This is a genomic window from Streptococcus ovuberis (assembly GCF_012396585.1).
GTDB lineage: Bacteria > Bacillota > Bacilli > Lactobacillales > Streptococcaceae > Streptococcus > Streptococcus ovuberis.
Map to the genome: position 1 here is coordinate 1 of NZ_JAAXPR010000003.1, position 23,274 is coordinate 23,274.

Here is a 23,274-nt window from a genome sequence, read left to right on the forward strand (position 1 = left end):
TGCTATACTAAAGTTGAAAAATTTTTAAGATTTGGTGTTAGAACTGTTGCCTCAGTCCTAACGCCTTTTCTTTTTGATAGGGTTGGTGAGTAGTAAGTAGTTTGTAAATAATTCGGAGTATCTTATGAGCACAGGCAATGACAGCCTTCATCTTGCTTCCTCTTTGGGAAATTCGGTTATAAAATGATGAAAAAGCTGTGTCCTTTGAGCGTCCAGCAGTTAGTCCTGCCAGGGTTAGAGCGTGTTTGATGTAGCGATTGCCTTGTGTGATATGAGACGATTTCTTCTTCCCTGCACTCTCGTATGAACCAGGACATAACCCAGCCCAAGATGCTAGATGACCATCACTTTTAAACGCGTCAACATTTGGTCCAATCTCAGCTAAAATAGTGGCTGCACAAACTTCACTCACGCCAGGAATCGTTTGGAGTCGTTTATTTTCTTCAGGGAAACTCCTTTTCGATATAAGCCTGAATCTCACTAGTCAATTGATCCATAAGCTCTTGATACAGACGATATTCTTCTAAACTCTGATTCAATAAAAATCGGTCTTCTAGTGACAGCTTCCCATTCATGGCGTCAAGGAGTTCTTCAGGACTGGCTTTCACTCGTTTATGGATACAGGAAGAAATCGTATTGACATCAATCGTTTCTCCATTGATGAAAAGGTTCAAGAGTGCCTGTCCTGTCTTAGAGAAAATGTCAGACAGATAGCTGGTTAGCTTAATATTGGCACGTTGAAGACGGTTATGGATTTCATTTTTGACTTGGGTTTGGCGTTGCTTATAAGAGCGCAGGCGACGAGTGAGTAATCGTAACTGCATGACTTCAGGACTAGGAATATAAGAGGGGGCAATGAGACCACACCGTCCTAATTGAGCTATCCATTCAGCGTCTTTCATATCCGTTTTTCGACCAGGAACATTCTTAATGTGTTGAGGATTAGCTAGAACGAGAGTTAGTTCGGAATCGGAGAAGATATTGAAGAGTGGCACCCAGTATTGACCAGTAGACTCAAAGAAAACATGAGTCACATGATTTTCTTCTAGCCAAGTTAGGGCATTTTGAAGAGCGATGGTGGTTGTTCCAAATGTCTTCTGAAGTTTTTTAGGTTTGTTGGTATCCAGTGGACCATCTAGGATACAACAAACAATGGATTTCTGGTGAACATCTATGCCACAGCAGGTTTTAATCATGACTTCCATATGAAGAGCCTCCTATTTTCATTTTGAACAATCGAATAAGAGGCTAGTTGTCATTTTATTTTCACGCTCAAGGCATAGTCGAGTTATCTCATGACTCTTATTCATCCAGTTTTGAGTACAGGCTAGGCAAAGCCCTACTAAAAACCACGGATTTGTATTGCTCACCTACATTATATTCCTAATCTCTTTTTCTGTCATGAGTTGGCAGGCATAGCCTGCTTAGAGTTTTGAGCAGAGAAAAAGAAGCCTAAGCTTCCTACTGCTATTCTCCAACCGCCTCAACAACAGGAGCAACAGGTTCTGCTGGTGCCACCGGTTGCTCAACGACCGTCTCCACAGGAACTTCAACCGGAACAGGCACTATTACCGCAACAGGAGCTTCTGTCACAAGTGGCTGATAAACTGCTTCAGTCTCAGTTTCTATAATGGATTGAGGCTGATCTGTTGTTGTTTCTGACGACGTTTCAGTCTGGCTACTTGTCGTTGTCGTTGTCGTCGTAGTCTCAGTCTTTGCTGCCGGTTTTGGAGCTGGTAACTGGGACTCAGATACCTGTTTTATGGTTGCTAAATACAGGAGTCCTGCACAAATAAGAGCCAAACCACCTAGAATAAATTGCTGAATTGCTCGACTTTCTTGACGCTTAAAACGCAAGCTCGCTACCTCTTTTCTATCACTGTAATACCATGTCTACTTATTGAGTCTAGTCTATCATGCTCGCTCGCCCTTGTCAAGAAATCGGTGCACTCCGTTCAATATCCGAAAATAGCCTCTTGCTTTTGATACCCTAAATACCAAACTACTTCAAAAGAGTAACTACATCTAGTACTAGCTAAAGTTGGCTGACTTATCAGCTCCTCACTTCTGTCCTCAGTTAACTGCTAAATCTTTCATTTTCTAACGCTTAACCATCATCTTCTCTATATCCAAACGCCAATCAGCTATCGAAAAGCAATTTTCCATCACTGGATTATTGGCCTGCCTGACCGGCTTTAAAACCATATACGAATATCTGTTTCAAAACCGGCTAGCTGGGATAACATCAATAAGAAGGAGACAACGATCGCCCATTCGTCAGCTCCTGTTTTTCTTCCATCCCTTTTTTGAAATGTTGAACCCGAAACATTCTCTTCAAAGACCATTGCCCCTCTGTCCAGCTTAAACCGTTAACTAAGTAACTGTATGAACTTAAAAAATGAGCAAATGATTTCCCTTATTCATTAAGATTGTTCAGTTCATGATAGCAATGCATTAGAGGGGGAGCTGCTTTGTCCCCCACTCTTAAAACTCAATTGCCTTAAAGTGCTCAATAGTGATTGACTCGTCGTAACGTACAACGGACTATCTAGGGTTTGGTAAACGTTACTTCCACCCTCTGTGTCTTGGCTTGGCGAATGGTCAATAATAAACGAAATAGGCTGGGACGTCCCAACCTATTTCGTAACTGCTACTAACTTGACCATACTGATTCTAAAATATTGGTCTGCTCACGACCTGGGCCGACTGAGAAGGTTGAAATCCGAATCCCTGTCAACTCACTGATTCGACGGACATAATTGCGGGCATTTTCAGGCAAATCCTCCAAGCTACGCGCGCCAGTGATATCCTCAGACCATCCTGGTACTTCTTCGTAAATCGGCTTGCAACGCTTAAGTTGCTCAAGGCTTGCTGGGTAGTAATCGATCCGCTCCCCATCAAGGTCGTAAGCCACACAAATCTTAAGGATTTCAAGGCCTGACAAAACATCAATTGAATTGAGACAGAGGTTGGTGATTCCTGACACACGACGGCTATGGCGCATAACAACAGAGTCGAACCAGCCCACTCGACGTGGACGACCTGTTGTAGTCCCATATTCCTTACCGATTTCTCGGATACGATCCCCAGTCTCATCAAACAATTCCGTTGGGAACGGGCCATCTCCGACACGGCTGGTGTAGGCTTTGCAGACCCCAACCACCTTATCAATCTTGCTCGGTCCTACACCCGACCCGATAGTCACTCCGCCAGCCACAGGGTTAGAAGAAGTGACAAATGGATAGGTTCCTTGGTCAATGTCTAACATGACCCCTTGTGCTCCTTCAAAGAGAACACGTTTCCCCTGATCCAGGGCATCGTTCAAAATCACAGACGTATCGGTCACGTATTGCTTAATCTGCTGACCATAGGCATAGTATTCCTCAAAAATCTCTGCAAAGCTGATTGCATCTGAATCATAGAGCTTAGTGAATTGACGGTTTTTATCTGCCAGATTAATCTGGAGTCGCTCCGCGAAGATCTCACGGTCCAAAAGGTCTGCAATTCGAATCCCGACACGTGCAGCTTTATCCATATAGGCAGGTCCAATGCCCTTGATGGTCGTGCCGATTTTATGATCGCCCTTAGCCTCTTCCTGAAGCTGATCTAGCTTGATATGATACGGCAAAATGACATGGGCTCGGTCAGAAATCCGTAAGTTATCTGTGCTGACCCCATTTTCATGTAAATAAGCCAATTCCTTGACCAAAGACTTAGGGTTGACGACCATGCCGTTACCAATCACCGAAATCTTCTCTGGAAAGAAAATCCCCGATGGAATCAGGTGCAACTTATACTTAAACCCATCAATAACGATGGTATGGCCCGCATTGTCTCCCCCCTGATAACGCGCGATTACTTCTGCATTCGCTGACAGGAAATCCGTGATTTTCCCCTTACCTTCATCTCCCCACTGGGTCCCAACAACAACAACTGATGTCATACGTCTACTCATAGAAATAGCAGAGCTGCTACTTCCTTCCTTTCTTGATCAAACATGGCAGGAATCTCACCTGCGAGTTTTGCTCATACCTTTCTATTATAAAGAAAAAACCGAATTAATTCAATATTTTAGTGTTAAAATTCGGATTTCGCTTAAATAAACTGTTTTTTTGTGGATTAGGTTCTTAAAAAACGCTCCTCCTTACTTGGCTGAATCATAACGATAACATGCAAATGGGCCTAACAGCTGTTTCTAGCATGGAGGAGACTAGGGGCTTCCCCAAATCCGTATCAATGAGTTGCCCCACAACTCGCCCCTCTTGACCAAGCGTGATAACCGCCTCAAATTGCCCATTCATCAAGGAGCTCCTGTATACGTATTTCCCTTCTTCCAGCGCAAAGCCAAAGGTTTCCAACGATTTCCAGTTGACCTGCTTTCCCTGAAAGACAAGATCCTTAATAGCTTTCATCTGATCACCTCTCTCAACCAGCATTTTTTCTATCAATATAACACAAATTAAGACTAAAGAAAAAGAGAGCCAAGCTACTCTTTTAAAGGATTAACGATTGTCCTTGAACTTGACCACCACACGCAACTGCCGCTCGGGGTGCACTGTTAAATCCACCATCTGAACACGCGCCTCTAAGATAGAACTATGCCCATAAAACAACATCCGGCTGATCAATGTATTGCGATCCTTGGGAATATAACCCAGTTTTTTTCCTTTATAAAACAAGGCCACTGTCTCTGAATCATACGGATTGGTCAGCTCCGCCACCAAATCCAAGTAAGTCACAATCTTCAACTCATCCACGACCTCGCTCCCCTCGCTTCTCTCTTATTTCGAGGAAGCGAGCTCAAAGAGTCCACTGGACTCTTTGACTAATATGCAAAACCGGCTAAATGAAAATCTTCCACATTCCGACTTGGTTCGTAGCTTGTAAAGGTCATAGGGGGCTCCTTTTTTATATTGTATGTTATTTTGATATCCAGCCAATGGCATCAACAGGCGGATTGTCTTTGTTTATCCCAAAAAGTCTCTGGATAATTCAACTGATAAGTTTGTCTGGCATGCTTATCAAACTCGTTGGTCTGTTCGAAGTCCAACTCAATTCCACCAACCTCAGAAAAGAAGGCCGCAACAGCGTACTGATCTGGTTGGTGTGAACTTACAGAATTTGTCATGTAAGCACCTGCTTTATAATTAAACATGTCATATAATTTGTGCAAAATTACTTCTTCGGTTGTTGTAAAAATTCTCCATTTAATAATTTAATTAATTTCGGAACAAGCCCACTGATATACCTTCTTTCATCATCTAAACTATCTTCATACATATACAATTCTTTCTCTGTGTGATAGTCCTTAGAGTATATATAGTAACCTCTCCCCCCTTCTGAATCAAATTTTTCTTCAGAATGTGCTAATAGATTTCTTTTGTTTGCTAATTCTATCCAAGATTCCTTAAGTAAGATTCTTTCGGATTTTTTTCCATTATCAAAACGCAATCTTTTGAAAAATTCTTTTATTAGCCATCGATACTCCTTTTCCTCAACTACTTTAGTATACAGAATGTCACTTATGTTATTGCAAAGTTTCTCACGAAGCATATGCTCAAGCTTCGCATTTTCAAACATAAACCTACCGCGAATTGCATTAAGCTCATCCCATCTACACAAGATAGTATCAATTGCGTTCCGAAAATAATTTTCTTCATTTTGGTCACCAACAGAAAAGAAAGTAAAATTAGAAAAGATGTCGATACTCTTCTCTTTGACAACATTAACTATTTCATCTTTTATAGTTGAGTATGCATTATTCGAATACAGTATAACAAATTGTTTATATCCGTTCCGCTCCCGTATTCTCTCAAGATAAGTCAAGCCCGTTTCCTCATCTTCTAAATTAAAATCTGAAATAAAAAAATCATATCGTTTTACTGTCGCTAGTTCTTCATCCGCTTCTTCAAATGTTGAACATTCTTTAAAAACTGCTTTATAACCTTTATCTTCTAAAATATCTTTTACAATTTCTTTTCTTTCATCATGGGCATCAGAATTAAGTTCATCGTCTAACCATAAAATATTTATATCTTCCCTCACTACGACTCCTTGCTAAATTCAATTTTAAAATCTACATAATTATTTGTCGATTCTGAAACTGTAATTTTCCACCCAAAATCTTGACAAATCTGCTTACTTATATACATTCCTAACCCTGTGCCCCGATGTTTAGAAGTAACACCCAATCTAAAAATATCTTCTATAGGTCGAATTTTAATAGGACCTGTATCAGATACTACGTGTAGAGCACTATTATCATCTTCAAAATAGAAATTAATATTACTAGCATCTCTATCTTGAGCATTGATTATAAGATTATCAATCAAAGTTCCGAAATCATAGATATTAATCTTTTGTTCAATCACTCCACTTCCGATATTGATTTTTATTTTTGAAGTGTCATTCACTGTATTTTCTATATAGCTTTTTAGATACGTTTTAATTTCAATTTTTTCTGTTTTACTGTATGTTTCAAAATTAATCCTCAGTATCTGCTTCTTGATTGAGGATAATTTATCCGAAGTTCTTCTTAATTTATAGATTGTATCAGAAAATTTTTCAAACTCAACCTCATCCATCAAACGCATCATTTTTTTCAAAGTCCCATTTATTTCACTTGCAACTTTTCCAAGCTCATGAAATAACATATCTTGCCTAGCTGGCTTTGAACTATCAATAAATTTATCTGCTATCGCTATCTTATTTTTTAATCTTTCGTTTTCTTGAGTTACCTGTTCTTTTTCCTTCTTAACTGCTTTATTCTCTCTAGTTAACTCCATTGCAGTTTGTTTTAAATTTTTTTGGATTTCTTTTTTGTCTGAAGCACTAATAGTCTCATCTGCAAGCAAGTCGAATTTCTTATCCAAAGGTTGAGCAATTTTAGGTAACTCATAGTATTTTGGGTTAGTAGTAAATTTGTATTTTTTAAATCGATTAGTTAACTTTTCAATAACTTTACCATCATCAGTTTGAATATCGTCAATCTCACTATTACCAAATTTTACAAGTTGAACATAAGATTCTAATGGTCGCTGAATAAACTCCATATACAAATCTTCAAATGCAATCGTATAAGTATTGGTCACAAAACCTCTATCACGAGATGTTACTTCCTTAAAATGATTCTCCGAATCAGTGATATTAATCCAACCTAATAATTCTCGATGTCCTAAGTGACGGTTATAACCTTGTGTTTTACGTAAATTGAGTCCAAAAGAGTCATAGTCAGGCTCGCCATATGGAAAAATACGAAAATTATTTTTATACAAGAATATAGAACCATAATTCTTAGCCTCTGTCCCCATAATGCGTGTAAAATTATTCTTAGCTGCAGTCGAAAGATAATAAATTTTAAAATAAATATTTTTTAGTATCGTCGTATTTTCAACATAAAAAGAATAGATTGTCTTTTCTTTATCAAATAAAGTAACACTGATTTCTTTTTCCTTAACTGTACACTCCAAATAGATTGTTTTCTTATCTAGTACGGTGGCGATATTGTTACTGACTTCTCTATCAATTTCTGCAATTTGCGAAGCCGATGAAAAATATTTAATATTAATTTTTATTTTCCCATCATCAACAAAGGGATTTACTAAACGTTGAAGAGCTGAGAACACTTTTTCCACACGTTCTTTAGACCAAGTATCACGTAACTCCGTAATCTTTAAAACTGTCCCAGATTCTAATTCAAATAAATTACTAACTTCCGAATTTGACCGATAGGTAACTTCCATCTTTTCAAATTCATCAAGAGAATTCTTCTCAAACTCTCCCCAATCAATAGTTAACTCGCTCAATTCATTATTTTTTTTACTTAATAAAGTTAACTTACTCCCCAATCGATCACAGGAAAATCTACCTATTCCTTTTGAACCAGCATAAACTCGTTCACTATCTTTTTTTTCGGAATGGGCAACAAATAACCATTTATTTTCAATATCATATCGGTCCATTCCTTTCCCGTTATCTTGAATTATAATGGAATTATCGTAACTATTAATAACTATGTTTATTTCAGTAGCATCGGCATCATAGCTATTTTTTACCAATTCAAAAATAGCTACTAATTCGTTAGTGATCAAATCACGTCCAATAATATCCTTTAATCCTGAACTAACTTTAAAATGTAACTTTTCTGACATAGTATCTCCTAATTTTAGAACATTAATAGTACATTCCCCACCTGCTCAGCAAATAGTGGTGGTACTGCATTAGCAACTTGGGTATATCTTGGGACATCTATCTTACGGCGCTCTCCACCGGTAGTATAAGGTCCCTTAAATTCATAATCATCAGGAAAGCTTTGGATTCTCGCATGCTCCCTAACCGTCATAATTCGAGGTTCCGAATAATGAATGTAGTCATCGGGAATTGATGTCACAGTGTTACATACCGAGTTTCCTTTCAATGGTGTCACACCGCGCTTTTTTAATCCATCCACTAACTTCATTTGCGGAGTTATCCTAATTTGTTTCTCTGTCGCAGACATCAAACGTTTAAAAAGATCAATCGTTTCTGGTCGATGTTTGGCAAATCGATGACTATCTGGTAATGCATCATTTGAAATATTTCTTCTCATAAGTCGCTGATAAGCAGACCCCACATTACCATATACTCCATTCTTAAAACCTTTAGTATCCTGACTATCGATATCACCATTTTTTTGATTCAAGTCACCAATTGCATTTAATATCGTTACTGGAAGAGTGATTTGCCTTTGTTCTAAAAATGGATTTATATTCTCGGTCAATAATTCAAAAAACCGCTTACTCTGATTTTGATTCTTTGAAGCAAATAAAATAAATCGTTTTCGGTTTTGAGGTACTCCGTAATCAGACATGGTAATCACCTGATAATCAACTGAATAGCCTAATTTTTTCAAATTATCAACGAGTATCGAAGAGTAGTTTTGAGTCTTAGTATCACTTTTAAAATCTACTGTAAATCCTTGAACATTTTCAAAGAAAAGCATTTGAGGTTGAACTAGTTCTACAAAATGAATATAAGAATACATCAGTTTATTTCTCATATCATCATTTTGCCTTTTACCTGCCATTGAAAAACCTTGACAAGGAGGACCACCTACTATCAAATCAACAGTTTCATTTAATCCAGAAATATTTACCTTATGCTTCTTTAATAGTTCATGGATATCCCAATTTTTCTTTTCCAACCATTTTGGCCATTCAAAGTGATTTTTCTTCTCAATTAAATTATGCTTTAATGTTTCAAATGCATCTTTATTTCTTTCTACAGCAAAAACACCCGTTAAACCTGCATTATGCAACCCTAGCGAAAGGCCTCCCGAACCTGCGAACAGATCTATATACTTCATTGTCAACCTCTAAATTGTAGTATCACTTCCATTATACCAAAAACCCCAGCAAAATGCTGGGGTTGAACGGTTTATGATTCACCTGTGAGTGACTTATTTTACAAGCTTCTCCATCTCTTTAATACGCTCTACTGTCGCATCGTATTTGGTTTGGTAGTCGGTTTGTTTGGCTTTTTCTTTTTCAACGACTTCTGGTTTGGCGTTGGCGACGAAGCGTTCGTTGCTGAGTTTTTTACCAACCATATCCAGTTCTTTCTGCCATTTGGCGAGTTCTTTGTTGAGTCGTTCGAGCTCTTCTTCCACGTTGAGCAGGTCTGCGAGTGGAAGGAAGATTTCAGCACCTGTGATAACGGCTGACATGGCAAGTTCTGGGTTCGCAATACTTGATGAGATTTCAAGCGTTTCTGGGTTGGTGAAACGTTTGATGTAGTTGACATTGCTGTTGAAAAAGGCTTCCAAGTCGCTGTCGCTTGTTTTGACCAGGATGGTGATGGGTTTGCTTGGGGCAACGTTTACTTCCGCACGCGCATTTCGCACGGTACGAATCAGGTCTTTCAAGCTTTCCACGCCTTTGTGCGCAGCTTCATTTTCAAAGACCGCGTCAACCCTTGGGTAGTCCGCAGTCACGATAGAGCCTTCAGCGTATTGGCCAAAGATTTCTTCCGTCACAAAGGGCATGATTGGGTGGAGGAGGCGAAGAATTTTATCCAGCGTGTAGAGAAGGACAGAGCGAGTGATGAGCTTCTCGTCTTCGTTGTCGCTGTAAAGGACTTCCTTAGTCAATTCCACGTACCAGTTGGCGAACTCCTCCCAGATGAAGTTGTAGAGGATGTGACCGGCCACACCAAACTCAAACTTGTCAAAGTTCTCTGTCACCTTACCGATGGTCTCATTGAGGTTGTGGAGGATCCATTTATCCGTCACATTGCCAGCCTCACCACTCGCCACTTTCGCCACATTTGCGGTCGCATCAGCCAGCGTCAAGCCTTCATTGTTCATGAGGATATAGCGAGAAATATTCCAGATTTTGTTGATGAAGTTCCATGAAGCGTCCATTTTTTCATAAGAGAAACGGACATCCTGTCCTGGAGCAGAGCCGTTAGACAAGAACCAGCGAAGGGCATCGGCACCGTACTGGTCGATGACATCCATAGGGTCGATCCCATTGCCAAGGGATTTGGACATCTTGCGTCCTTCTTCGTCACGGATGAGCCCGTGGATCAGGACGTTTTGGAATGGCTGACGCCCAGTAAATTCAAGCGATTGGAAAATCATACGAGACACCCAGAAGAAGATGATGTCGTAACCTGTTACCAAGGTTGAGGTTGGGAAGTAGCGCTTGAAGTCTTCCGCATCTTCATCAGGCCAACCCATGGTTGAGAAGGGCCAAAGGGCAGAGCTAAACCATGTGTCAAGGACATCTTCATCCTGTTTCCAGCCATCACCTGCTGGGGCTTCTTCGCCAACGTACATCTCACCAGCTTCATTGTACCAGGCTGGGATCTGGTGACCCCACCAGAGCTGACGAGAAATTACCCAGTCGTGAACATTTTCCATCCATTGAAGGAAGGTGTCGTTGAACCGTGGTGGGTAAAATTCTACCTTGTCATCGGTCGATTGATTGGCAATGGCATTTTTCGCCAATTGGTCCATCTTGACAAACCACTGGGTTGACAAGCGCGGCTCAACCACCACACCTGTACGTTCTGAGTGACCGACTGAATGCACACGCTTTTCGATTTCAACAAGGGCTCCGATTTCTTCCAACTTCGCTACAACAGCTTCACGCGCTGCAAAACGGTCCATGCCTGCAAATTCGCCAGCCAGTTCGTTCATAGTACCGTCAGCGTTCATGACATTGACCTGTGGGAGGTTGTGGCGCTGACCAACCTCAAAGTCATTCGGGTCATGGGCTGGTGTGATTTTTACCACTCCTGTTCCGAATTCTGGATCCGCATGCTCGTCACCAACGATAGGAATCAGTTTGTTGACGATGGGGAGGACCACATTTTTACCGATTAGGTCCTTGTAACGAGGATCTTCTGGGTTTACGGCAACGGCAACGTCTCCGAACATGGTTTCTGGTCGCGTTGTTGCCACTTGAAGGGCGCGCGAGCCATCTTCCAACAGATAATTCATGTGGTAGAAGGCACCCTCAACGTCCTTGTGGATAACTTCGATATCTGAAAGGGCTGTACGGGCTGCTGGATCCCAGTTGATGATGAACTCACCGCGGTAGATCCAGCCTTTTTTGTAGAGGTCCACAAAGACCTTGCGCACAGCTTTTGAAAGGCCTTCATCAAGGGTGAAACGCTCGCGTGAGTAATCGACAGAAAGCCCCATCTTGCCCCACTGCTCCTTGATAGTGGTCGCATACTCGTCCTTCCATTCCCAAACTTTGTCTAGGAATTTTTCACGACCGAGGTCGTAGCGCGTGATGCCCTGCTCACGAAAGCGCTCTTCAACCTTAGCTTGCGTCGCGATACCCGCGTGGTCCATACCAGGCAACCAGAGCGTATCAAAGCCCTGCATGCGTTTTTGGCGGATAATGATATCTTGAAGGGTCGTGTCCCAAGCGTGGCCAAGGTGCAACTTACCAGTAACATTTGGCGGTGGAATCACGATAGAATAAGGCTTGGCCTTCTTGTCGCCTGACGGCTTGAAAACATCTTGGTCTAACCAAGTTTGGTAACGCCCAGCCTCAACCTCGGCTGGATTGTATTTTGGTGAAAGTTGTTTTGACATGTGCTTCTCCTTTACTATAAAACTTGCTTAATACAACTCATAATATATTCCAGATGGGTTGTATCATTAACAATAATCTGATAATCGCCGTTTCCCCAATGTCCTACTGATGAAACATCTTTCAGTAAGTTTCTTGGATCATCAATTTGGCCCAATTTAGCATTGATAAACAGCTTTAACTGTTTCTTTTGTATCTCTATATCAACAATATTCTTCTTATTTTTTTTAAAGGCAATATAAAGTTTTTTAGGTTCCAGAGTAACGTCGGGAACCAACTGAAAAACCGCCTGCTTAAAATCTTGGTAGCATTCCAACGCTTCTTCTGATTTCCCTGCAAAATGATTTTCTTCTGTGTAAGTCACAATTTCTTTCAGCAAACCTAATTCTTCATCTATTGAGGTCTCTGTTTTAGTTTTGATACTTGGAGCATTTCCTGATTTAGTAATTCCATTTACAACTAATATATTATTTGTAAATCGTTTGACTTCCCATAGTTCAATATTTAAGTCTTTAAAATCAACAGCTTGCTTTTGAAAAAGAGTGAAATTCGGAGAAACAAAGGCTACTTTACTTTGAGACCAATCTATATCTTTTTTTGCTAGTAATTTACCTGTCTGTTCTTGATATTCTAAAATGAAATCAGCCTTATATTTTAATAATGTATTGAGATATGATACCCCTTGGTCTAAAACACTATTGTTGGTTGAACGTTTATATTCAATAATAACAAAAGCATTATTTTCATGATCGAAAGCCAAGGTATCTAAACGTTGATTTTGAATGGAAAATTCACTACTTACAAACTCCAAGCCAGTAATGACTGTAAGATTTTCTTCAAAAACGCGTTGAAGTTCTCGTTCTAATTTGAAAGGTTTTTCTTCTAAATTAGATAAACTATTTTGATCTATTTTAAATAAATTCATACATTCTCCTTTCTCCTAAATCCACTCTTCAACAGCAGGCAACCGTTTTTTCTACTTTTTCCCTAACTCTCCGCATCGACCATTTTGAGAACTTTGGCTGGGACTCCACCGACCACTGCATAAGGTGGAACATCCTTTGTGACAACTGCACCGGCAGCAATAACAGCCCAGTCGCCAACGGTCACTCCTGAAAGGACGGTTGCATTTGACCCAATCCAGACATGCTTGCCAATCACAACAGAATCATAACTGTTCTTTCGATTGCGACTAGGCTCTAGCGCATGATTGACCGTTGCCAAAACGACATTGTGTCCAATGAGACTACCAGCACCAATTGCAATGCCTCCCTGATCCTGAAAATGACAGCCTGAATTGATAAAGACATCTTCACCAAAGGTAATATTTTTACCAAAATCCGTATAGAACGGTGGAAAGACGCGCAGACTGTCTGGAACTGTCTTCCCTGTCAGTTGACTCATCAACCGGCGAACCTCATCAGGCTCATGATAGCGACTGTTTAAGTCCATCGTAATGGCAATCGCCTCTTCAAACAGCTGAGCATCTCCAAAACTTGTATATTGTCTATCTATCATGATATTTTCTCCCCTTCTTACTATACTGTCCTAGTTTTTCAGACTTTTCCTCATCCAAATAGCGGTAAATCCGTGCTTTCCCATCTCCCATATATTCTAAGGGATGGAAAGCCTCTGATTTGAAATACCCCTTCTCATCTAACAGACTAGCATCGACCCAACGGTTGACAATGCGGGCAGTAAAATTAACATAATTGTCAAATTCTTGAACGGCTTCAACAACACACTCTAAGGACACAGGACAATCATCCAACAACGGAGCATCAATTTTCTCTGCCATGCTGTATGTGATATCAAGTAAACTAAGTTTGTCTCTGCGCGTTAGAAAACCTGCGCGTTCCATTAAGAAAGCTTGCTCCTCAGTTGGTATATTCAGTGTGAAAGATTGATAGCGTTGAACCTGTTCCACTGCATTACTTCCCTTGAACATCCCCATCACCAGCATCTCACCTAAACTGTAGGAAGAACTAGAAGTCGTGATGTTATACCCAAACTTTTCATCCTTGTACCCTAAAATGTAAATTGGAAAGCCGTAGTAAAATTTTGTGGTGTTAAATTTTTGCTTCACTCCATCTCCTCATCAGGCGCTTGTCCATCGTGAGCCTGCCATTGACAGTCGAGCAGTTCAAAATCGGTAAAGGTTGCCTTGAAAGAGGAATCCTCTGGGCTACAAGCATAAATCCCAAAAGAAATCTCATCGGTTGCTTTTGCCAAGTGAGCAATCCGCATTTGCTTAAAGGTCACACCGTCAATCGAATTTTCAATCCGAAAATCCTGGCCACGACGACTGAGGCGATACCACATGCTGTTGGTCTCCGCAGGAATTTCCACCGTTGCCCAGTCTGAGTACCCTTGGTTGGTCACGACACTGCCCAAATGCTGAAATTCCTCATTTTCATATTCAATAGAGCCCTTGATCCAGTTGTCGCTATCCAGATAGACCACGACACCGCACTGGTCAAAGCGTTGCTTACTGTCGAAGATCGTTTTCACAACGAAGGAAAAATACTGCTCGTCGGTCGTCATCTGCAAGACAGGCGCATTGTCATTGCGAAAATGATAATAAGTTCGTTGCCATAGATCCGTGTGAGGCAGGGTTTCAATGGTAATTTCCTTATCTGAAATCTGATAAGATTTTGGCTGTCGTGTCCAAACCAATTTATTGATGTCAAATGCTTCCATGGTGTTTCTCCCATTCACTCTTTAATAATCCATATCTCAAATCCGCACAGCGCTTGCCTTGGGCGTCCTTGCGATCACGGATGGTAGCTTCAAGGGTGAAACCGAGTTTTTCTGCGACGCGGCGACTGCCAACATTGTAGTCGTAACAGCCGATTTCAATTTTGTGGAGGCCAAGTTGGGTAAAGCCCAGCTCGATTAGGGCTTGAGCGGCCTCAGTTACAATTCCTTGATTCCAATAATCCGGATGGAGGAGATAGCCCATTTCCAACACATCATCCGCATGACGATGGTTGAAATCAATCGACCCGATAACCTTATCCTCACCCTTGAGGCAAATTCCATACCCTGCCGGCAAATCCTGATCTGCATTGCGCTTGGGAAGGACATGCTCAAGATAGTAAACCTCATCTTCCACGGTAGCGACGGGCGGGAAACCTGCTGGCCAACAAACTTCGGGGAGGCTAGCATAATCAAAAACAGCTTCTGCATCTGCTACTGTCCGTTCACGCAGGTAGAGACGATCTGTTTCGATATTTGGCAAGCTATTGTTTTTAAGCGTTTCGTGATTGGTATCCATATTAGGCCTCCTTTAATTGATAGAAATCCAGCACAAGGCCTTCTGGTCCTTGAACCAAGAGGGAATAGGTGCCCCAGTCAGTCTCTGTCGGTGGATTGAGAATGACCGCCCCAGTTGCTTGAAGGGCTTGGTATTTCCCATCTACATCCTCAATTTGAACATGGAGAATGATCCCCGACTGGAAATGCTTCAGTGGAATCAGAGCCTTATCTGACAGCATCAAACAATGGCTACCGACAGTGAACTGGGCAAAATGCTCATCCTGATAGTCTGCTGAAAGACCAAGCAAGCTCTCCAATTTCGCACTTGCTTGGGGAACGTCCTTGACAAGAATATCTAGTTGATTAAGATCCATTAGTCCTTCTCCTTTTCCAAACGGTTGATATGAGCTACAATTTTTTCTGCTGTTTCCTTGGCGCTGATTGCTGTCGTGTCTAATGTCAAATAATAGTCCAAACCTTCTGGAACACGATCGGATACATATTGACATGTGTTAACTGTTTCTAGGATTTCCTGCTCAGAAACTGCCAGATTCCATTTGAGAGATTTGTGCTTGAGGCGATTTTCGGTTCGATTTCGTCTTAAGCGTTCTCCCAAACTCACCTCCAATTCCACAAACAAGAGGTCTCGACCATATTTTTGAAAAATAGATTGGATAATCCTTAGAAAATCAAGGTGATTCGGATTATTAAAATTAATCACACTGGTTCCAATCCACTTTCTCCCATATTGAGCAAAGCTGTCACAAATAGTAAAGGTGAGGCGAGAGTTGAGATTCATCATTTCTTCGTTAAAGTCTGGGATAAATTTCAAGACAAAGTCGATCGTCTCATGATTGTGAACCAAGGTTGCCCCTGTTAATCTTTCTAGCTCTTGACCGACTGTCATCTTCCCAGAAGCTGGAGCCCCTATAATCAAGACGTTCATCGGTGTTCCTCTCTTCTCTTCCGACGGCGATTTTCTTTGAGGAAGTGTCCTAGGGGGTTCGTCTAGACGGTCATCTGATGGTAGATTCTCGCTTTCTCGTCTCCCATATAGAGCATGGGATGAAAGGCTTGGCTTTGAAAGGCACCGTCCACAAGTAGATTTTCCTCTGCCTCACGGTAGGTAATCCGCGCTACAAAATTAACATAGGCTCCAAATTCTACAACTTCTACCACCTGACATTCCATGCTCACCGGATAATCCCTTGAGAACTGGCGCGTCAATCGTTTTTGCGGGGTGATAGGCAAGTCCAGTCAGGTCTAATTTGTCGCGGTGACTGACAAAGCCTGCCTGCTCTGCCATTGCCATATGCTTCAAGGTTGGGATATTGAGGGTAAAGGCCTTGTGTTGAGCGATCTGCTTGGTGGCATTGTTGTCCTTAAAAAGGCCGATGACCATCATATCTCCTAAAGAGTAGGAGGAGGTGCTGGCCGTGATGTTGTAACCAAATACCTCGTCCTTGTAGCCCAAGACAAAGACTGGAAAACCATAGTAAAATTTGGCTGTATCAAAGGGAATTTTCATGCCTTTTCTCCCAGTCAGCTTTCAGAAGTCCGAAAATTAACTTGTCTTGATAACTTCCATCAATCTTTTTTCGTTGACGAAGTCTAGCCTCTAAAGAGAAGCCTAGTTTCTCTGCGACACGCTGACTTTGGGGATTATGATCATAGACTACAATCTCAATCTTACGAAGATTGAGCTCCTGAAATCCAAAAGAAATGAGTGCTGAAGCAGCCTCTGGAATCAGGCCTTTTCCCCATAAATCTGGGTGCAGGACATAACCAATTTCAAGAATATCTGGTTCTATTTCTTTCGCAAAATTGACTGTCCCCATCAGTCTATCCTCATTTTTGAGGCATATAGCATAGATGCGTTGGCGAACGTCATCACCTGCCTTATTCAAGTCCATCTGAATAAAATGTTGGCATTCTTCTATTGATTGATTCACGGGGAAGCCTGCCAAGCGTGCAACTTCTGGTCGATGACCATAGTCATACATAGCTTCAGCATCTGTTAAACGAATAGGCCTTAGATGTAAACGCTCTGTTATAAGTTCTTTAAATTCTTTCATGGAAACCTCTCAATCCTCTAACAAATGCTATAATTGGAACCATCTGACAGTAAAATACCTACATCACTTCTATTATCTATCAAAAAATCCCCATCCAGCATACGCTAGACAGGGACGAAGTTCTGTTACGATTTCCGCGGTACCACCCAGATTCGGGCAGAGCCCGCAACTTTGTTTGTTCAGTTTTAGCCATCAGCAACTAGTTTTGACCAACTCGCGGATTTCTCAGCCTCACCGCTTTCTGTACAGTTGTTGTCTCAAAACACCTCTGAATAGCTTTATTGTAGCAAATCCTTTATCTAAAAGCAACTTTTTTAGCAACAAAGGTTAGTGTCCCAAAGTTCCGAAAAGGAAGGAAAAAAAGAAAATTTCAAGATTTAGAGAAATTTCTGCCGAAAAAAGACTGAAACGTGCTTGCTTCAGTCTTGACTATATTGTTTTTCTTGTGTTACAATATTGTTTGACTGATAAAGCAAGGTGGTTTTGTCTTTATCGGTGGCGTGGAAGGTCGAAGGTCCACGCCTTTTTCATTGATTTTATTATAACTATTATATCAAAACTATCACTAAAAAGCAATCAGTATATGCTGAAAAAAACCCAAAATTTAGAAATTTTAGAGCTTTCTATGGTTTATAATTTCCGTGTAATTTCCCCTTCAGATAATAATCTGAAGTTTTTTTAATTTCCTTAAGATAGCTACTTATGGGAATGTTTTCCAGTTCCTGGTAATAAACATATTCTTTTCGCCAATTCCCAAAAAAGAGTTCTTTCAATTGATCCTCGTAAGTTAATAAAATCAACTTACTCATGGTCACAGCTCCTTGACGTGACCAATACCTTCCTTGGCGCTTCATTCGATACGTTAGTTTACGATGCTGAGTCTCCATGACTCCGATACCAGCTGTTGGTAAACCTCGTAACTGAGGGGGCTTCGTGTATTTAAAGTCTCGCATCAAACGCTCCGCAAACTTCCCAAACCATTCAGCTTCATCTTCTGTTAGTATCAGACTTTCTACAGTGTTAATGGCTAATTTTAGCTTAGACCTATCATGCTGCATAACAGCCTGAATGACCAAATCAGATAATTCCTCTGAATAGGGTTTGAAATGCTCTTCAATCAACTTATAGAGATGGTATCTATCCCAGAAATGCTCATGATGTTTAATTCCTAGAGACTTCGCTAAATCCTCAAAAACATACGGGGTATAACCAGAGCCATGATCCGAATTACTCACGAGCAAGGTTTCATCTGTAATCTCAAAATGATTATAGAGATAGTCCTGTACTTGGCGCCTCACCTGATAGTTGTTCTCTCCTACGAAAGTCCGTTTATTCTCCAAAGCAAAACGATTTTTACTAATTTCTTGGCTACCTGTATGAACGAGAAAATGACTCAGATCCATATTAACCGTTGTCTCATTAGCTTCATCTACCACCTTAACCATGACCCCATCTCCTTCAACATAGATAATATTCGACTGTATCTTATCAATTTCCTGTTGTTCTTCGTAAAAACGATAGGATTCCCTCTCCTCAAGTAAACGTCCAGCCTCTTCCATTGCCCGACTAACAATGTTTTTACTAATATCTAATTTGTAAGTCGTCTTGACAATATCTACAACCTTCCGATAAGATGTAAAGGTTGAAAGTCTAGAAATTTCATAAACCAGTTGCGTTGAATAGCGACTGTACTTTTCAAGTCCAAGATAAACATCTACAGGTATAAACTGTTGGCCATCCTTGGTCCAACGGTTCCGATAGAAACTAACCTCCCCAAAAGTAAAAAGTACCGTCCGTTTATCTCACTTGTTCAGTTTATAGCCCTGACGTAATAGATAGTCACTTTGTTCCTCATCGTACTGAGCTATGTGTGCCAGAAAATCATCAACTGTTTTCTGTTGGAATTCTAAAAATAAACTCACTTCATCAAATACCTTCTTCATCATAATAAGTATTCTAAAGATTTTCACAAAATCACGCAAATTTATTTTTAAACAAAAAAAGACCTCAGAATCCTAGCCGAGGTCTATCTTATTTGAAAATCAAAATCATCTTTTTTAGGGGGTAATAATCATTTGACTATTAGCTACTAGATTATTAACTTTTCCGCTAAATCCTTTGTTTTTTAAGTAGTTAGCGTAAAAATGCTGCTCTGCTAAGAGCCTAGTAATTAAGTCCATATCTTCTCCTTACCAGGTTACATTTTTTTAAACAAGTCATTCACAAATGCTGAAGCGGATCTAAATCCTTTCTCTTTTGCCAGTTCATCAATCTTAGTTCGGACAGATGGTTGCAAGGTAAATTGATACTGCTTTGTTCGTTCAAAGGTATCAAAGTGTCCACCAGCCCCAGTGTCTGTTGACTGAATGGAGCTTGGTAAAGTTGCTGTCTCCGTGATTACTTGAGCGATTTCATTTTTCTTTGGTTTAAAAGCCATTTTGGTCTCCTTATCAATATCAATCTATTTATGTATATAAATATAATTATAAATTTAATTATATTTATATTGTATCATGAAGTATTGAAAAAGTCAGGTCTATTTCATCAAAAAATTTCTTATGCTTGTGGTACAGGACTGAATCCTCTTTCATTTCTGCAATAGAAATCTTCTCAATTGTGGAATGATTGAAGAGTTCTTTGGCTGGAATAACACCAATGAGATCACTCTCCCCCTTCTCGCTGGCTTCCTGCTCCAGTGCCTCTAACAATTCTCTGGAGGTTCCATAGTTAGGGCGAATCATATTGGCAAGAAAATAGAGATCAGCAGTGATATAGGATTCCCTCGTGCGATAGTCAATCACATCTTTTCTATAGGCTTCTAACCTACTCTCTAAATTAAACTTAGCATTATAGCCAAACTCAGATGGAATTAAGGGACTGATAATCGCATGACTAACTGCAATAGCATTTTTCGTGGCAATAGAAAAATCTGGGTGACAATCAATCAGCACATAATCATATTGCTCCAAATCCCTTTTCTCGTAGTTATCTTCAAGCCAAAGATAGAGCATCATGTTCTTTCGATCATTATTTTCCAGCTCCCTTTCTACCAGGTCCAGCTGCATATACCCAGGTATAATCGCAATATTATCCTTAACTTGCTTGATGGCCACCTCACCACCTTTGAATACATTGGCAATAGTCTGCTCAGTATCATAAAGCTCATAGGTCTGGGTTAAATTACACTGATGATCCAAGTCAATAAATAAGACCTTCTTGCCCTGCTTGGCCAACCATTCACCATAATTAAAGGTTAATGTTGTTTTACCAACACCACCTTTTATAGCAACAAAGCTGATAATCTTCATGATTTTAAATCCTCCACATTTTTATAGTTTTATTATACCACACATAATTATATTTATCAACATAATTATAATTATTTTTATATTGATTTGTTTTCTTCTGGATTTGGTTTATCGTTATGATGTTCCTTCAAAGTCGCCAACTTCCGATACTCAAAGCTGATTTGATCAACCGTTTCTTTTAACTGAGTTCTCTCTATACTAATTTCTACCATCTCTTTATCAAGGTGTTCCAGAGAGTAATCCAGGGGGATAGATAGACTATTTAGCACTTCTTGTGCAATCATCTGCTCAGCCAAACCACCTTCCTGGTAATCAGTCAAGGCTCCCCGAATTTTATTGAGGGTAGCCAATTTATCATCCAAAAGGTCCAAAGATTTATCTGTCTGATCTAGTTGTTCAATAAAGCGATTAGCCAGTTCATCCAACTGAGTTGAGTTACTAACCTGGTGCTGATTCAAAAAGTTAAACTCTCTGATTAACTCATCTAACTTAGAGATATTCGGATTCTTTTTAAGGATGTAACTACCGTTGTGGTGGGCCAATTGTTTTACCAAAACATCCCCCTTAATGAAACGATTATTTTTTGATTGGTCAGGATTGGTAAAATAGAAAAAATCAGATTGTTTAATAAACAATTCAAAACTCCCGTCATCTAATTTATCGACAAAGCGATACGGTACTTTAACAATTCCATGATTTCTAAGACCATAATCGACTTCTAAATAGATACCTGTCTGTGTCTCTTCCTTAACTTGCCATGACTGCAAAGGTAACCGCATTTCAAAATCATTTTCTTTATCAGCCTGCTCCAGTTGGTACTTTTCCTTTACTTCTTCTAAGCTATAAACGACTTCGTTTTTTGAAACCCTATCCTCAATAACAGCTAAAGAGTAGGTTCCTTTTTTGGACAATGCCCTATCCCTGGTATTTTTTTCTTGGTCCTTATCCAAGAGTTTATACTTCACATATTCACCAGTAACGTCAACAAATAGATCTAAAGCCTTTGCCTTTTCTAAAAAATCATCCAGGCTAATAGAGTGCTTCAATAGAAAATCTAATCGGGACTTGATTTCTATCTTATGCACATTCTGTTTTCGATAAGCTGAATACTTGCGATGATCAAAAATCTTACTCCTGTCTTCAATAATTTTTGCACCAAACAAATCCGCATGACGATCCGAAATCTTTTCTAAACTTTTCCTGGTACCTTTTTGCCAACGAAATTTATTCAATGTAGAACTATTTGTCGCATTAAAAATGATGTGATTATGGAGGTGGTCCTTATCCATGTGAGTAGCCACAATAAATTCATGATGGCCTCCTGTGAGTTCCATAATGGTTCGTCTGCCTATCTCATTGACTTCCTCTGGAGTCAGATTATCATCAACAGAAAATGACTGGATGATATGGTGAGCATAAACCTCACTTGTCCCTTTTTGATAGTCTGTTTTATCCGCTCTCCCATGATAACGGTTAGCCAATCGGTTGGTCATCATCATTTCTTCATAGCCATTGACCTCATCTGTCAGGAGATGACTGGAGACTATTTGTTCTTGTCTATGACCATTTATAAACTCCAATGGAAAATCATCTTCAGGATCATATTCTTGATCCATTGACACTCGCAATGTCTTAGATTGATCTAAAATATAATCCACAACTCTTTTTAAACTGGCTTGAGATTTGACCTGTTTTATTTTTAATACAACCACTCCTTACTCCTTATTAGCTTGTTCTTCAGCCCGTTTCAACACCTGATTCATTCGATCATTGACCTCTTTTAGCAACTCATAAACTTGAGTTATTTGAGCGACCGAAACCTCATCATCGGTATTGACTTGCTTAGCAACCTGGTTAACGTTAACACCAATGCGTTTGATCTCTTGACGAAACAAACGCAGCTCTTCAAAGTTAATCACCTTAACTTCTCCAGTCAGCAACATCTTCCGAGCAAAAGTTGAGAAGTTTCTCAAGTTATGTTCTGCCATCTTAGCTCTGATTATTTTTTCTTCTGTCTCGTCTACAAAAAATTCTTTCTTAACAGAACGACTTCGTCTTACTTCTTTTGATTTTTGATCCATATTTTGTAATCCTCCACTTCTCTAAATTGAATTAAAACCAGACCTAAGCCAGACCTGGCTCACATCTGGCAAGCGTAGCACGTGTCCTGACAAGTGCTGTTTTTAAAAAACTAAGCACCCTCTCTATCCTCCCTTTTGGGAGAATAGAGGTGCCTAGTTTTTTCAATTTTTGGGGAAATCCCCAATCCCCTTTTAACGTGCTAACGCACGTTTTGTAAGAGACCATTTCTTAGAAGCTGGTACTCTTCATCAGTCATTCGTTTTAACAAAACAATAGATTCCTGGTAAGAGTGAGCTATATCAAGCTCTTGTTTTTGAGCCAAAATAGTATCCTGTTCCAACTGATAGATGACCTCTCTTCGAGATTGACGGATAGCATTCTGGTCTAACTTTGGGCGATCAGTTGGCCCATAGTTGTAGTAGTATTGATGTAATGTTAACTCAAGTGCTTCCATTATTTGTTCCT

Annotated in this window: 27 protein-coding genes and 2 pseudogenes; all 29 read right to left on the minus strand. The window is 40.1% G+C overall.

Going from position 1 to position 23,274, the window contains the following annotated elements; genetic code table 11:
- Positions 1-37: 37 nt before the first annotated feature.
- The 29 genes and pseudogenes from HF992_RS12330 to HF992_RS02275 all read right to left on the minus strand — a co-directional run bounded on the left by HF992_RS12330 (position 38) and on the right by HF992_RS02275 (position 23,263).
- A complete protein-coding gene (locus HF992_RS12330) occupies positions 38-481 on the minus strand; it encodes a transposase (RefSeq protein ID WP_210729386.1) in 444 nt (147 codons plus the stop codon).
- The gene (locus tag HF992_RS02150) at positions 444-1,205 is read right to left on the minus strand and encodes an IS110 family RNA-guided transposase (RefSeq protein ID WP_168548426.1); all 762 of its coding nucleotides are present in this window, start codon (positions 1,203-1,205) and stop codon (positions 444-446) included. Before HF992_RS02150 ends, HF992_RS12330 begins: the two co-directional genes overlap by 38 nt.
- A 262-nt stretch (positions 1,206-1,467) precedes the next feature.
- Positions 1,468-1,857, minus strand: coding sequence for a hypothetical protein (locus HF992_RS02155; protein WP_168548427.1), 390 nt, complete (start codon positions 1,855-1,857; stop codon positions 1,468-1,470).
- A 796-nt stretch (positions 1,858-2,653) separates the two neighbouring features.
- Entirely contained in the window at positions 2,654-3,943 is a 1,290-nt protein-coding gene (locus HF992_RS02160) for an adenylosuccinate synthase (RefSeq protein ID WP_168548428.1), read from the minus strand.
- A gap of 214 nt (positions 3,944-4,157) precedes the next feature.
- Positions 4,158-4,412 (minus strand): hypothetical protein, encoded by a 255-nt coding sequence (locus tag HF992_RS02165; protein ID WP_168548429.1) that lies wholly within the window; start codon positions 4,410-4,412, stop codon positions 4,158-4,160.
- Between the two features lie 90 nt (positions 4,413-4,502).
- Positions 4,503-4,757: an HIRAN domain-containing protein gene (locus tag HF992_RS11895; RefSeq protein WP_343032939.1), complete on the minus strand. Its 255-nt coding sequence runs from the start codon at positions 4,755-4,757 to the stop codon at positions 4,503-4,505.
- 212 nt (positions 4,758-4,969) lie between these two features.
- Positions 4,970-5,128: pseudogene (locus tag HF992_RS02175) on the minus strand (DNA (cytosine-5-)-methyltransferase); the annotation flags it as partial.
- Between the two features lie 47 nt (positions 5,129-5,175).
- Positions 5,176-6,045, minus strand: a complete 870-nt coding sequence (locus tag HF992_RS02180) for a response regulator (protein WP_168548430.1) — start codon at positions 6,043-6,045, stop codon at positions 5,176-5,178.
- Positions 6,045-8,150 carry an ATP-binding protein gene (locus tag HF992_RS02185; RefSeq protein WP_168548431.1) on the minus strand — a complete coding sequence of 702 codons (2,106 nt, stop codon included), beginning with the start codon at positions 8,148-8,150 and terminating at the stop codon, positions 6,045-6,047. The genes HF992_RS02180 and HF992_RS02185 overlap by 1 nt, the downstream gene beginning before the upstream one ends.
- Before the next feature lie 14 nt (positions 8,151-8,164).
- Positions 8,165-9,343, minus strand: a complete 1,179-nt coding sequence (locus tag HF992_RS02190) for a DNA cytosine methyltransferase (protein WP_168548432.1) — start codon at positions 9,341-9,343, stop codon at positions 8,165-8,167.
- A gap of 93 nt (positions 9,344-9,436) precedes the next feature.
- Positions 9,437-12,088, minus strand: a complete 2,652-nt coding sequence (locus HF992_RS02195; RefSeq protein ID WP_168548433.1) for a valine--tRNA ligase — start codon at positions 12,086-12,088, stop codon at positions 9,437-9,439.
- A 14-nt stretch (positions 12,089-12,102) separates the two neighbouring features.
- Complete coding sequence (locus HF992_RS02200) at positions 12,103-13,011, minus strand: DUF5655 domain-containing protein (protein WP_168548434.1); 909 nt, start codon at positions 13,009-13,011, stop codon at positions 12,103-12,105.
- 62 nt (positions 13,012-13,073) lie between these two features.
- A complete protein-coding gene (locus HF992_RS02205) occupies positions 13,074-13,604 on the minus strand; it encodes a DapH/DapD/GlmU-related protein (protein ID WP_168548435.1) in 531 nt (176 codons plus the stop codon).
- Positions 13,594-14,172, minus strand: a complete 579-nt coding sequence (locus tag HF992_RS02210; RefSeq protein WP_168548436.1) for a flavin reductase — start codon at positions 14,170-14,172, stop codon at positions 13,594-13,596. Before HF992_RS02210 ends, HF992_RS02205 begins: the two co-directional genes overlap by 11 nt.
- The gene (locus HF992_RS02215) at positions 14,169-14,786 is read right to left on the minus strand and encodes a DUF1349 domain-containing protein (RefSeq protein ID WP_168548437.1); all 618 of its coding nucleotides are present in this window, start codon (positions 14,784-14,786) and stop codon (positions 14,169-14,171) included. Before HF992_RS02215 ends, HF992_RS02210 begins: the two co-directional genes overlap by 4 nt.
- Positions 14,773-15,363 (minus strand): GNAT family N-acetyltransferase, encoded by a 591-nt coding sequence (locus HF992_RS02220; protein ID WP_168548438.1) that lies wholly within the window; start codon positions 15,361-15,363, stop codon positions 14,773-14,775. The genes HF992_RS02215 and HF992_RS02220 overlap by 14 nt, the downstream gene beginning before the upstream one ends.
- Before the next feature lies 1 nt (position 15,364).
- Complete coding sequence (locus HF992_RS02225; protein ID WP_168548439.1) at positions 15,365-15,718, minus strand: VOC family protein; 354 nt, start codon at positions 15,716-15,718, stop codon at positions 15,365-15,367.
- Positions 15,718-16,290 carry a DEAD/DEAH box helicase family protein gene (locus HF992_RS02230; RefSeq protein WP_168548440.1) on the minus strand — a complete coding sequence of 191 codons (573 nt, stop codon included), beginning with the start codon at positions 16,288-16,290 and terminating at the stop codon, positions 15,718-15,720. The genes HF992_RS02225 and HF992_RS02230 overlap by 1 nt, the downstream gene beginning before the upstream one ends.
- Positions 16,291-16,352: 62 nt before the next feature.
- A complete protein-coding gene (locus HF992_RS11900) occupies positions 16,353-16,523 on the minus strand; it encodes a hypothetical protein (RefSeq protein ID WP_246201210.1) in 171 nt (56 codons plus the stop codon).
- On the minus strand, positions 16,489-16,872 hold the full coding sequence (locus HF992_RS02235; protein WP_246201211.1) for a flavin reductase family protein: 384 nt from the start codon (positions 16,870-16,872) through the stop codon (positions 16,489-16,491). Before HF992_RS02235 ends, HF992_RS11900 begins: the two co-directional genes overlap by 35 nt.
- Entirely contained in the window at positions 16,856-17,419 is a 564-nt protein-coding gene (locus tag HF992_RS02240; protein ID WP_168548441.1) for a GNAT family N-acetyltransferase, read from the minus strand. The genes HF992_RS02235 and HF992_RS02240 overlap by 17 nt, the downstream gene beginning before the upstream one ends.
- A 623-nt stretch (positions 17,420-18,042) precedes the next feature.
- Positions 18,043-19,209 (minus strand): annotated as a pseudogene (locus HF992_RS02245) (ISLre2 family transposase); the annotation flags it as partial.
- A 12-nt stretch (positions 19,210-19,221) separates the two neighbouring features.
- Positions 19,222-19,365: a hypothetical protein gene (locus HF992_RS02250; RefSeq protein ID WP_168548442.1), complete on the minus strand. Its 144-nt coding sequence runs from the start codon at positions 19,363-19,365 to the stop codon at positions 19,222-19,224.
- A 111-nt stretch (positions 19,366-19,476) separates the two neighbouring features.
- Positions 19,477-19,599, minus strand: a complete 123-nt coding sequence (locus HF992_RS12155; protein WP_281346960.1) for a hypothetical protein — start codon at positions 19,597-19,599, stop codon at positions 19,477-19,479.
- 17 nt (positions 19,600-19,616) lie between these two features.
- Positions 19,617-19,856, minus strand: a complete 240-nt coding sequence (locus tag HF992_RS02255) for a ribbon-helix-helix domain-containing protein (RefSeq protein WP_168548443.1) — start codon at positions 19,854-19,856, stop codon at positions 19,617-19,619.
- A 64-nt stretch (positions 19,857-19,920) separates the two neighbouring features.
- Positions 19,921-20,727, minus strand: a complete 807-nt coding sequence (locus tag HF992_RS02260) for a ParA family protein (protein WP_168548444.1) — start codon at positions 20,725-20,727, stop codon at positions 19,921-19,923.
- A gap of 77 nt (positions 20,728-20,804) precedes the next feature.
- Positions 20,805-22,439, minus strand: a complete 1,635-nt coding sequence (locus HF992_RS02265) for a relaxase/mobilization nuclease domain-containing protein (protein ID WP_168548445.1) — start codon at positions 22,437-22,439, stop codon at positions 20,805-20,807.
- A gap of 3 nt (positions 22,440-22,442) precedes the next feature.
- Positions 22,443-22,808, minus strand: coding sequence for a plasmid mobilization protein (locus HF992_RS02270; protein WP_168548446.1), 366 nt, complete (start codon positions 22,806-22,808; stop codon positions 22,443-22,445).
- A 200-nt stretch (positions 22,809-23,008) separates the two neighbouring features.
- A complete protein-coding gene (locus tag HF992_RS02275) occupies positions 23,009-23,263 on the minus strand; it encodes a hypothetical protein (protein ID WP_168548447.1) in 255 nt (84 codons plus the stop codon).
- Between the last annotated feature and the right edge of the window lie 11 nt (positions 23,264-23,274).